General features: G+C 71.1%; 10 protein-coding genes. 6 read left to right on the top strand and 4 right to left on the bottom strand.

The genetic code is table 11. The annotated features are described in order from the left end of the window. Positions 1-16 precede the first annotated feature (16 nt). Both EXW95_RS07850 and EXW95_RS07845 read left to right on the top strand, forming a co-directional pair. Positions 17-682 (top strand): hypothetical protein, encoded by a 666-nt coding sequence (locus EXW95_RS07850; RefSeq protein ID WP_174366976.1) that lies wholly within the window; start codon positions 17-19, stop codon positions 680-682. Positions 683-850: 168 nt separating this feature from the next. After that, entirely contained in the window at positions 851-1,708 is an 858-nt protein-coding gene (locus tag EXW95_RS07845; RefSeq protein WP_174366975.1) for a CAP domain-containing protein, read from the top strand. Positions 1,709-1,764: 56 nt separating this feature from the next. Here EXW95_RS07845 and msrB read toward each other — a convergent pair whose 3' ends face one another. The 4 genes from msrB to EXW95_RS07825 all read right to left on the bottom strand — a co-directional run bounded on the left by msrB (position 1,765) and on the right by EXW95_RS07825 (position 5,760). Further along, positions 1,765-2,217, bottom strand: a complete 453-nt coding sequence (gene msrB, locus EXW95_RS07840; protein ID WP_174366974.1) for a peptide-methionine (R)-S-oxide reductase MsrB — start codon at positions 2,215-2,217, stop codon at positions 1,765-1,767. Between the two features lie 120 nt (positions 2,218-2,337). After that, complete coding sequence (locus EXW95_RS07835) at positions 2,338-3,900, bottom strand: acyl-CoA carboxylase subunit beta (protein ID WP_174366973.1); 1,563 nt, start codon at positions 3,898-3,900, stop codon at positions 2,338-2,340. 83 nt (positions 3,901-3,983) lie between these two features. Beyond that, positions 3,984-4,991, bottom strand: a complete 1,008-nt coding sequence (gene zapE, locus EXW95_RS07830) for a cell division protein ZapE (RefSeq protein ID WP_174366972.1) — start codon at positions 4,989-4,991, stop codon at positions 3,984-3,986. A 70-nt stretch (positions 4,992-5,061) separates the two neighbouring features. Continuing rightward, on the bottom strand, positions 5,062-5,760 hold the full coding sequence (locus EXW95_RS07825; RefSeq protein ID WP_174366971.1) for a S4 domain-containing protein: 699 nt from the start codon (positions 5,758-5,760) through the stop codon (positions 5,062-5,064). Between the two features lie 161 nt (positions 5,761-5,921). On the opposite strand from EXW95_RS07825, the gene EXW95_RS20565 reads away from it, so the two are divergent. The 4 genes from EXW95_RS20565 (at position 5,922) to argB (ending at position 10,707) form a co-directional block, all read left to right on the top strand. Beyond that, positions 5,922-6,107 carry a hypothetical protein gene (locus EXW95_RS20565; protein WP_254605552.1) on the top strand — a complete coding sequence of 62 codons (186 nt, stop codon included), beginning with the start codon at positions 5,922-5,924 and terminating at the stop codon, positions 6,105-6,107. Continuing rightward, positions 6,104-8,545 carry an EAL domain-containing protein gene (locus tag EXW95_RS07820; RefSeq protein ID WP_254605550.1) on the top strand — a complete coding sequence of 814 codons (2,442 nt, stop codon included), beginning with the start codon at positions 6,104-6,106 and terminating at the stop codon, positions 8,543-8,545. The genes EXW95_RS20565 and EXW95_RS07820 overlap by 4 nt, the downstream gene beginning before the upstream one ends. Before the next feature lie 376 nt (positions 8,546-8,921). Next, the gene (locus tag EXW95_RS07815) at positions 8,922-9,911 is read left to right on the top strand and encodes an MBL fold metallo-hydrolase (protein WP_174366970.1); all 990 of its coding nucleotides are present in this window, start codon (positions 8,922-8,924) and stop codon (positions 9,909-9,911) included. Positions 9,912-9,957: 46 nt separating this feature from the next. Continuing rightward, positions 9,958-10,707: an acetylglutamate kinase gene (gene argB / locus EXW95_RS07810; protein ID WP_174366969.1), complete on the top strand. Its 750-nt coding sequence runs from the start codon at positions 9,958-9,960 to the stop codon at positions 10,705-10,707.

Raw genomic sequence — 10,707 nt, 5'->3', positions numbered from 1 at the left:
GCGGTACGCTGGGCGGATGCTGCCCCCCACGCTGAGTGACCTGCTGGAGTTCCACGCGCCGCTGTCCGCCGTGCAGCGCGAGCAGGGGGGCGCGGTGACGCTGCTGACGCCGGGCGTGAACGTGCTGGCGCTGAACGCGACGTTCCTCCCGGCGGATGTGCGCGGGGTGGACATCGCGGCGGTGCTCGACTGGCATGAGGGGCAGGGCGTGCCGCCGCTGGTGGCGACGGTGGGGCCGCTGGTGGGCCTGCCGGGGCGGGAGGTGGCCCGCGTGCGCGTGGGTCACGCCGAGCCTGCGTCGTCGGCAGGGGAGGGCGTGGTGGTCGAGCAGGTGTCGCGCCTGCACCTGCGTCCGTGGGCGGAGGCCCTGACGCGCACGCATGGCACGCCGGGCTGGGGTGAGGGGCTGGCGCGGCAGTTCGCGGCGCGGCTGGAGGGGGACCGGGATTTCGTGCCGCTGAGTGCGTACCGGGACGGCGAGGTGGTCGGCGCGTTGTTGTGGCAGGCGCGTGTGGGTGGGGGGGCGGCGCACCTGTGGGGCGCGGCGGACGCGGGGGTGGAGGTGGCTCTGCTGCGGGCGGCGGCGGCGCTTGCTCCGTCCCTGATCATGTCTAGGCAGGAGCATGAGCCGGTGGTCGGGTCCGCAGGTGAGGTTGTTCACTACACCCTGCTGCAACTGTGAGATTTCTCTCCTCATGAGCCACCATCCGCGCGACAAGTGTGAGAGAAACACAGTCGGATTCCTCCACGACAGGAGGTTTCTTCCGGCAGGGACGACACCCGGACCGACGTGAGAAGACATCAAAAAACTCTCATGTTCATGCGGTCTTGAACCGGCTTTAATGACCGCATGCCCACCGCATTCCTGCGGGGCAGCGCCGCCGCGCTGCTCGCCCTCACCCTCGCCGCCTGCGGCAGCACCAGCACCCCCGGAACCGGCACCCCCAGCGCGGACGCGCCCAGCACCACCCAGCCCGGCGCGACCCAGCCCGGCACCACCGTCCTGGCCGCGCAGGCTGTCGCCAGCCCCGTCGCCCTGACCACCGGGCAGACCCTGCAACTGAAGGTCACTGTGAACGGCCAGCCGGCCCAGCCCGGCCAGCTGAAATGGACCACCAGCAACGCCGCCGTCGCGACCGTCACCCAGACCGGCCTCGTCACGGCCGTCTCGGCAGGCAGCGCCACCATCCGCGCGGCACTCGCCACGAACACGGCGTCGTTCATCGACTTCCCCGTGACCGTCACCGCCGCCAGCGCCCCCGCGCCCGCCCCGGCCCCCACCACGCCCAGCGCCTTCGCGCAGCAGGTCCTGGACCTCACGAACGCCGCGCGCGCCGTGCCCCGCAGCTGCGGCGCCACCAGCTACGCCGCCGCCCCCGCCCTCACCTGGAACGCGGCGCTCGCGCAGGCCGCGCAGGGCCACGCGACCGACATGGCCACCCAGAACTACTTCAGCCACACCAGCAAGGACGGCCGGACCTTCTCGCAGCGCATCACGAACGCCGGGTACACCCCGTACCGCACCATCGGCGAGAACATCGCCGCCGGGCAGACCACCCCCCAGGCCGTCGTGGACGGCTGGCTGAAAAGCGAGGGGCACTGCCGCAACATCATGAACCCCGCCTTCAAGGAACTCGGCGTCGGGTACGCGTACACCACCACCAGCACCTACAAGCACTACTGGGTGCAGGACTTCGGCGCCCGCTGACGATCAGCACAGGGGAGGGGGAGGCCAGTTGCAGCCTTCCCCTCAATCCTTGCCGTTCACCCGAACAGCGCCCGGAACTCCCCGTACCCCTGCGCCTCCAGTTCCGACACCGGCACGAACCGCAGCGCCGCCGAGTTGATGCAGTACCGCAGCCCCCCGTGCTCGCGCGGGCCATCCGGGAACACGTGCCCCAGGTGCGAATCCGCCCCCGCCGACCGGACCTCGGTGCGCGCGTACCCGATCTTGTAATCGGTGTTCTCCGTCAACGCCACGTTGGGAATCGGCCGGGTGAAGCTCGGCCAGCCGCACCCCGCGTCGTACTTGTCCAGGCTGGAGAACAGCGGCTCGCCACTCACCACGTCCACGTAGATGCCCTCTTCCGTGTGATCCCAGTACTCCCCGGTGAACGCCCGCTCGGTGCCCTCGTGCTGGGTCACGCTGTACTGCATGGGCGTCAGCCGCTCCCGCAGCTCCGCATCCGACGGCTTCACGAACGGCTTCTCAGTCATGAAGGCAGTCTAGGCGCGCCGGGACGCCGGGACGGTAATGGAAAGTAGGAAGTGGGAAGTGGGAAATGGATGGGACGCTGGCCCCGACCCACTCCCTACTTCCCACTCCCCACTGCCCGTTTACAGCGGAATGTTGCCGTGCTTCTTGTAGGGCCGGGCCTCTTCCTTGTCGCGGAGCATCTCGAAGGTCTGGATCAGGACGCGGCGGGTGTCCTCCATGGGGATCACGTCGTCGATGTAGCCCTTGCTGGCGGCGACGTAGGGGTTGTCGAAGGCGTCCTTGTACTCGGCGATCTTCTGCGCGCGGGTCGCGTCGGGGTTGTCGCTGCTTTGAATGTCGCGGCGGTAGACGATGTTCGCGGCGCCCTCGGCGCCCATGACGGCGACGGCGGCGGTCGGCCAGGCGTACACGACGTCGGCGCCCATGTCGCGGCTGTTCATGGCGAGGTACGCGCCGCCGTAGCTCTTGCGGGTGATCAGGGTGACCTTGGGGACGGTCGCCTCGGCGTACGCGTAGAGCATCTTCGCGCCGTGGCGGATGATCCCGGCGTGTTCCTGCGCGACGCCCGGCAGGAAGCCCGTGACGTCCACCAGCGTCAGGATGGGGATGTTGTAGCAGTCGCAGGTGCGGATGAACCGCGCGGCCTTGTCGGACGCGTCGATGTTCAGCGTGCCGGCCATGACGCGCGGGTTGTTCGCCACGATGCCGACCGATTCGCCGTTCAGGCGGGCGAAGCCCACGACGATGTTCTTCGCCCAGTTCGGCTGGATTTCCAGGAAGGTGCCGTCGTCCACGAGTTCGTGGATCACGTCGTGCATGGCGTACGGTTTGCGCTGGTCGGGCACGACGATGTCCAGCAGCCGCTCGTTCGTGCGGGTGGCGGGGTCCTGGGTGGGGTGCGCGGGGGCCTTCTCGTGCGCGTTCTGCGGCAGGTACCCCAGCAGGTCACGGATGCCCGCCAGCACCGCCTCGTCCCCGTCGTACGCGAGGTGCGCGACGCCGCTCCTGCGGGTGTGGACGTCCGCGCCGCCCAGCTGGTCGAAGGTCACGTCCTCGCGCGTCACGGACTTGATGACCTCGGGACCGGTGATGAACATGTAGCTGCTGCCCTCGCTCATGAGGATGAAGTCCGTCAGTGCCGGGGAGTACACCGCGCCGCCCGCGCAGGGGCCCAGGATCGCGCTGATCTGCGGCACCGCGCCCGAGTAGATCGCGTTCCGGTAGAAGATCTCCCCGTAGCCGCTCAGAGAGTCCACGCCTTCCTGGATGCGCGCCCCGGCGCTGTCGTTCAGGCCGATCACCGGGCAGCCCGTTTTGGCGGCCATGTCCATGATCTTCGTGATCTTCGCGGCGTTCATCTTGCCCAGAGAGCCGCCCAGCACCGTGAAGTCCTGGCTGAACACGAACACCTGCCGCCCGTCGATGGTGCCGCGCCCGGTGACGACGCCCTCGCCGGGGGCGTCCACGCCCTGCATCAGGCGGCCGCCGCGGTGCTCGACGAAGGTGCCCATCTCCAGGAAGCTGCCGGGGTCGAGCAGCGCCTCGATGCGCTCGCGGGCGGTGAGTTTGCCTCCGGCCTTCTGTTTCTTCAGGCGTTCGGGGCCGCCGCCCTGCTCGACCCGCGTGCGGCGCTGCTCCATTGCCGCGATCAGTTCCTGTAACTCCACGCCCGCTTTCGTCATGCGCGCATGCTACCCAAACGGGCGTTAGGTGCGCGCGTGACCGCGGGGGGAACAGCTGTTCAGAGTCTTCGGCCCTCCACCTCTTACCGGTCCTGCCGGGCTTCTTTCAGCAGTTCGGACAGGCGGGACAGGCAGCGGCTGTACTTCTTCGCGTACGCGCCGTGCCGGTACGTGTCACTGAACAGATGACTGAGGTTCGTGCCGGTGAACGCGGCGTGCAGGCCCAGGTCGTACAGCTTGTCGATGAAGTGCACGAACCGCAGCGCGACGTTCTGGTCCGGCATGGGCGTCAGGTCCGTCACGGCGACGGCGCTGACGCCCTGCAGCAGGCGGCTGAAGCGGCTGGGGTGCACCTGCAGCAGGTGACGGCTCAGTTCCCGGTGGTTCAGGCGGGCCAGCGTGGCCCCCTGCTGCCGGGCCTCCCACTCGGTGAACTCGCCTGGGGTCAGGACGTCCTCGGGGCGCACGCCGCGCTGCCGGTAGTCCGGCCCGTCGATGCGGTGCGTCTCGAAGCGGCTGGCGATCGCCTGGATCTGCCGCTGGAAGTCACTGGCGTTGAAGCGCCCCTGCCCCAGCGCGCCGGGTTCGGTGTTGCTCGTGGCGATCACGCTGGTCCCGCCGGGCATCAGCTGACCCAGGAACGTGTTCGCCATGTGCGTGTTGCCCGGGTCGTCCAGTTCGAACTCGTCGATCAGGAGCAGGTCGTGCCCGCGGAACGCGTCCACGGCGCGGGTCATTCCCAGCGCCCCGATGATGTACATCAGGTCCTGGAAGCTCATCAGGGCCGCGCGGCCCGGCGCGTCGTGCCACGCGCTGGCCAGCAGGTGCGTCTTGCCCACCCCGAACCCCCCGTCGAGGTACAGGCCGCGCCCCTCGGGCTTGGCGCGGCGGAACAGGCGGAAGCCCCCGGGCCGCACCTGCGCGCCCTTCAGGAACGCCTGCGTGGCCACGCGCGCCTCCTCCTGGCTGGGGTAGGCCGCGTTCGGGTGGTACGTGGCGAAGCGCACGCCCTGGTAGCGGGGTGTGGGGGCCAGTTCGGCCGTCAGGGCCTCCGGGTCCAGGCTGGGATTGCGGGACAGCAGGTCGATCATGCCGATTCCGGTCGAAGGGGTGAGGTCTGCCCTGCAACCCGGGCGGACGCGAGAAGGAACGGATTCCGGCTCATCGGTGGACGTCGAGTTCGACCTTGTAGTTGCCGCGCCGCGTCTCGTTCACCACGCGTTTGAAGTCGATGCGGCCCAGGCCGTCGGCGGCGAGGCTGTCGCCCTCGCGGATCTCGCTGCTGGCCCGGGCGGGCTGGCCGTTCAGGCGGACCTTGCCGCCGTCGATGCCCTGCTGGAAGTACGCGCGGCTCACGCCGAAGCCCTTGGCGCCCACGACGTCCACGCGCATGCTGGGCACCACGACCTCGCGCAGCTTGCTGCCCTTCCCGGCGCTCTCGCCGACCGGTTCCACGTCCACGTCGCGGCCGCCCAGGCTGGTCAGGTCGGCGACCTGCTGCGCGGCCTTGCCGGTCGCGGCGATCAGGAAGCTGCCGCGGTCCTCGCGCAGGTCACCCAGGCCGTCTTCGTCCAGGCCCAGGCGCCTGAGCTGCACCGCGAAGTCCTGCGCGTCCCACGCGGGGCCGCCCTCGTGCGGGGTCACGCGGTACACGGTCACGCCGCCGTCCACCTCGGGGATGTGCTCGGGGTGCAGCGTCAGGACCACGCGGCGCGCGTCCGGGAAGCCCCCGGCGAGCTTGTGGCGGACTTCGGGGTCGTTCAGCAGGCGGCGGTCGATGTCGTCGCCGTCCAGGAACGGCGTGCGGATCACGCGCCCGCCGCGCGCCTGGGCGACCAGAGTGGAAAGCTTGAGCTTCATGCGTCACAGGTTACCGCCGGGGGGGCGACCGGGGGGGTGGTCAGGAAGAACCTCACGTCCGTCACAAATGGTGAATGATGGCGGTAAGAGTCCAGGTGTCAGGATTCCCGGCGTATGCGCCTCACCCCCGCCCCCACTCCGCTGGTCAGAGGTACCCCATCGTGACTCCCGCAGCCTTCACCGCCGTGCAGGCGGCCCTGAGTGACCTGATGCGCGTCCACACGCCCCGCGCCACCCTCCTCGCCTCGCTGGGCGACGAGGTGCTGCGCGTCCGCGCCGACACCCCCCCGAACGGGCCGGACTGGACCTCGTACCGCCCGACGAGTGGTTCGAACGCGGCGAGATGACCTGGCTCACGCGTGACGGCGCGCTGCTGGGCCTGCTGTGGCAGGAGGACGGCCCGCCGCCCGACGCCGCCGTGCAGGTCCTGACCATGCTGCTCGCCGCCGCCCGCGCCGACGGCGTGCACCGCGAGACGGAAGTGCTCATCACGCAGCTGCCCGTGGCGACCGCGTGGCTGACCGGCGACCTGGTGTTCCGCAAGGTCAGCCGCCCGTTCCTGGAACTGTTCGCCCTGGCCGAACCGGACGTGACCGGCCGCCCCGTGCAGGACGTGTTCCGGGACCGCCCGGCGCTCGTGCAGGCGCTCGTGCAGGCGGGTGCGGGGCGCTCGGTGCGTCTCCCGGACGAGCAGATCACGCACGCCGGGCACGCCGCGTGGGTGCGCGGCGAGGCGAGACCGTACTTCGGGGCGTCCGCCGCCGGGGTCATGCTGACCCTGCAGGACGTCACGGGCGAGTACGAACGCGCCGCGCGCGTCTCCGCGCTGCTGGACACCGACACGCCCGCCGCGCTGCTCTCGGAGTCCGGCGCGGTGCTGCAGGCCAGCCAGGGCTTCCTGAGCCTGCTGCCCGCCGGGGCCCCGGTCGTGACCGGCGCGCCCCTGTGGTCCTGGGCGTGTTTCGCGGACGTGCCCAGCGATCCCGTGCGGGACCTCGTGCGGCTCGCCGCGACCGGCGGCGCCGCCCGCGCGGACGTGGAACTCGCCGGGGGCGGCAGCCTGAACCTGCGCGTGCGGCGCACCAGCGAACCCGGCCTGCTCGTCGCCGAGGGCGAGGCCGCCGCCCGGGACGGCCGCGCCCCGCTGGGCGTCATGAGTCAGGTGCTGGCCCTCTCGGAGGACGCCACCATCCTCGTGGATCACGCCGGGCGCGCCCAGCTGGTCAGCGAACGCGCCGCGACGCTGCTGGGCGTGGAGGCCGCGCGGCTGGTCGGGCTGGCCGTCACGCGCGTCATGACCGAACTGGGCGTCAAGATCTTCACGCCCGAGGGGGAACCGCTGGCCCTGCCCGACTGGAAGGAGATTCCCCTCCCCATGCGGCGCGAGGTGCTGCTGGCCCTCCCGGACGGCACGGTCCGCCAGATGGAACTGCGCGCCACCGGCGTGGGCGGCGAGGCCGGCGGCGCGCGCGGCAGCGTCCTGCTGACCCTGCGTGACCTGACCGCCCTGCGCCGCGCGCAGGCGAAGATCCGCCACGACGCCCGCCACGACGCGCTGACGGGCCTGCTGAACCGCACCGGGGTGCGCGAGGCGCTGGGCCGCACCGGCGAGCGCGGCGCCGCCGTCTGCCTGGACCTCGACGGGTTCAGTGAACTGAACGCCGCGCTGGGCCGCACCGCCTGCGACCGCCTGCTGATCCAGGTCGCGGCCCGCCTGAACGACCTGAGCAGCGAGGCTCACGGCCTGTCCGCCCGGCTGGCCGACGACTCGTTCATGGTGTTCCTGCCGGACCTGGGCGCCGCCGCCGCCCTGAACCGCGCTGAGGCCGTGCTGGACAGCCCGCTGCGCGTCGGGCAGCGCGACGTGCAGCTGACGGCCGCGCTGGGCGTCGCCGACCGCCCGGACGACGCGGCGAACGACGCGGTGCTCGCCAACGCCGAGGTCGCCATGCAGCACGCCAAACGGCAGGGCCGCGCGCAGCGCAGCGTGTTCCAGCCCGCCCTGCGCGACGAGGTCGCCCGCGCCTTCGAACTGGAAGAGGCGCTGCGCGGCGCGCTGGACAAGGACCAGTTCACGCTGCTGTACCAGCCCGCACTGTCCCTGAAACGCGACCGGGCCTTCAGCGCCGAGGCGCTGCTGCGCTGGAACCACCCCACCCTGGGCCTGCTCGGCCCGGCCCGCTTCCTGGACCTCGCCAGCCGCAGCGAACTGATCACGCACGTCAGCGAGTGGGTCGTGCAGGAGGCCGTGCTGGGCCGTCAGGCGGTCCGCGCCGCGCTGCCGGACCGCCACGCGAACTGGACGGTCAGCGTGAACCTGAGCCTGGAGGAGCTGCGCCGCTCGGCCGGGCTGCGCCGCCTGCTGCCGCTGCTGTCCACCGAGGGCGCGCCCGACATCGAGGTGAGCGCCGGGAGCCTGCTGGACCACAGTCAGGAGACGCTGGGCCTGCTCGAACAGCTGCGCTCCCTGGGCGCCCGCCTGAGCGTGGACGACTTCGGGGACGGCGCGAGCAGCCTCGCGGCCCTGACCCGCTTCCCGCTGAGCGCCGTGAAGTTGCACCCCACCCTGACCGCCCGCCTGCCCGGCGACGAGAAATCCCTGACGCTCGTGCAGGGCACCATCGACCTGGCACACAACCTGGGCTTGCAGGTCGTGGCGGTCGGTGTGGAAACCGCCGATCAGCTGGGCATCCTGCGCGAACTGGGCTGCGACGCCGCGCAGGGCTACGCCATCACGCCCCCGCTGTCCGGCCCGGACCTGATCAGCTGGCTGCGCGAGCACTGACCGGACGGAGGGGCGGTCGGCGGGCAGGGCACTCGACCTGCCCGCCGACTCCTGTCATACGGGATTGAATTGACTTACTTGCAACGTGATCGCGTTCCGTTGTCCCCTCTCCCCTTGTGGGAGAGGGAGGGAGGAGCGGAGCGACGGAAGGGTGAGGGGGCCACCGGGCGACTCCGAATGATGTGGAATCACTTGAATCTCGTATCAGGGCGCAGGGGCAGAAAACGGTTGGTGCAGTCTCCCGACAGGGCCGCAGGGCCCGTGAAGGATCACTCAAGGCCGGGGGTGGGAATGGCGGGCTGGCTGACATCTCCGGCCCGCCCGGGTCGCTTAACGTGAACGCGTTTTCCACAGTTCACCCCCCGGAGGTTCACGCATGCCCCAAGACGACCGCACTGCCCCCCGTCCCGCCCGCCGCGACACGTTGCGCTTCCTGACCGCCACCGGCGCAGCGCTGGCCGCCGCGCCCCTGGCCCGCGCCCAGACGGCGCCCGCCACCCCGGCCACACCCGCCGCCGCCTCCGGCGCCATGGCGATGAACGGCAGCGGCTTCTACCGCCAGAAGATCGGCGACATGACCCTGACCACCGTCAGCGACGGTACCGCCGCCCTGGCCGCCGTGCTGCCCACCTGGGGCGCCAACCCCGACCGGCAGGCCGAATTCGCCGCGACCCTCGCGGAGTACAGCGTGCCCGCCACGAACACCGTGAACCACTTCAACCCGGTCCTGCTGGAGATCGGCGGCAAACGCATCCTGATCGACACCGGCCGCGGCGGCGCGAACGGGCAGCTGGTCGCGAACCTGCGCCGCGCTGGGATCGAACCCGACACGATCAGCGTCGTGTTCATCACGCACGGGCACGGCGACCACATCGGCGGCCTGACCACGAACGGCAAGCCCACCTTCGCGAACGCGCAGCACATGATCAACGAGGCCGAATTCAACTTCTGGGTCACGCAGGCCAACCCCAACGACGCCGTGAAGAACAACCTGATCGGCCTGAAGGACCAGTTCAAGCTCCTCAAGAGCGGCGAGGAGATCGTGCCCGGCGTTCTGACCGTCGCCACGCCCGGCCACACCGCCAACCACCACAGTGTCCTCGCGCAGAGCGGCGACCAGAGTGCCCTGATTCTCGGGGACGCCGGCGGGCACTTCCTGATCTCCCTGAAGCACGAGGGCGCGTACGTGGGCTTCGACACCGACGGCGCGCAGGCCGCCCGCACCCGCCAGGAGGTCTTCTCGCGCATCACCGACGGCAAACTCTGGGTCAGCGGGTACCACTTCCCGTTCCCCGCCATCGGGCACCTGCGCCGCCTCGCGCCCGGCTCGTTCGAGTACGAACCGACCCTCTGGAACTGGAGCTGAACTGCCCCAGCCTGACCTCCGTCACCCCCGGCGCTACACTCCGGGGGTGATCGTCAAGTACGGCGGGAATGCCATGAAGAGCCTGGACCTGCGGCGCGCCGTCGCCGCCGAAATCGCCGCGCTGCGCGCCGAGCAGACGGTCGTCGTCGTGCACGGCGGCGGCCCCGTCATCGAGCGGGAACTCGCCGCGCGTGGCATCCCCAGCGAGTTCCGCGCCGGACTGCGCGTCACCACCCCCGACGCGATGGACGTCGTGGAGATGGCCCTGTGCCAGCTGAACAAGCAGCTCAGCCAGGACGTCGGCCACGCCGTCGGCCTGATGGGCCGCGACTCGGACCTGCTGCGCGCCGAGGTGTTCGACCCCACGCTGGGCCGCGTGGGCCGCGTGACCGGCGTCAACGCGGACGTGCTGCGCGCCCTGATCGGCGCGGGCCTCACGCCGGTCGTGGGCTGCGTCGCCGTCGGCCCGGACGGGGACGCCCTGAACGTGAACGCCGACACCGCCGCCGGGGCCGTCGCGGGCGCCCTGAACGAGGGCATCGTGTTCCTGACCGACGTGGACGGCGTGTACCGCACCTACCCTGACCCCGAGAGCCGCGCCGCGCACCTCACCCGCGCCGAGGTCGAGGGGGGCATCCAGGACGGCTGGATCGCCGGAGGCATGATCCCCAAGGTCCGCGCGGCCCTGGACGCCCTGGACCGCGGCGCGCCCTTCGCCGTGATCGCCAGCGGCATGCACGCCGGGGCGCTGTCCGCCGCCGCGCGCGGCGAGGCCGGCACGCGCATCACGCCCTGA

The sequence above is a fragment of the Deinococcus sp. JMULE3 genome, from assembly GCF_013337115.1.
GTDB lineage: Bacteria > Deinococcota > Deinococci > Deinococcales > Deinococcaceae > Deinococcus.
This window is presented reverse-complemented; position numbering and strand designations above follow the sequence as displayed.

Coding starts and splice junctions, on each gene's coding strand:
- EXW95_RS07815 (WP_174366970.1), top strand. CDS start 8,922: ATGCCCCAAGACGACCGCACTGCCCCCCGTCCCGCCCGCCGCGACACG.
- zapE (WP_174366972.1), bottom strand. CDS start 4,991: ATGATCGACCTGCTGTCCCGCAATCCCAGCCTGGACCCGGAGGCCCTG.
- EXW95_RS07820 (WP_254605550.1), top strand. CDS start 6,104: ATGACCTGGCTCACGCGTGACGGCGCGCTGCTGGGCCTGCTGTGGCAG.
- EXW95_RS07845 (WP_174366975.1), top strand. CDS start 851: ATGCCCACCGCATTCCTGCGGGGCAGCGCCGCCGCGCTGCTCGCCCTC.
- EXW95_RS07850 (WP_174366976.1), top strand. CDS start 17: ATGCTGCCCCCCACGCTGAGTGACCTGCTGGAGTTCCACGCGCCGCTG.
- msrB (WP_174366974.1), bottom strand. CDS start 2,217: ATGACTGAGAAGCCGTTCGTGAAGCCGTCGGATGCGGAGCTGCGGGAG.
- EXW95_RS07835 (WP_174366973.1), bottom strand. CDS start 3,900: ATGACGAAAGCGGGCGTGGAGTTACAGGAACTGATCGCGGCAATGGAG.
- EXW95_RS07825 (WP_174366971.1), bottom strand. CDS start 5,760: ATGAAGCTCAAGCTTTCCACTCTGGTCGCCCAGGCGCGCGGCGGGCGC.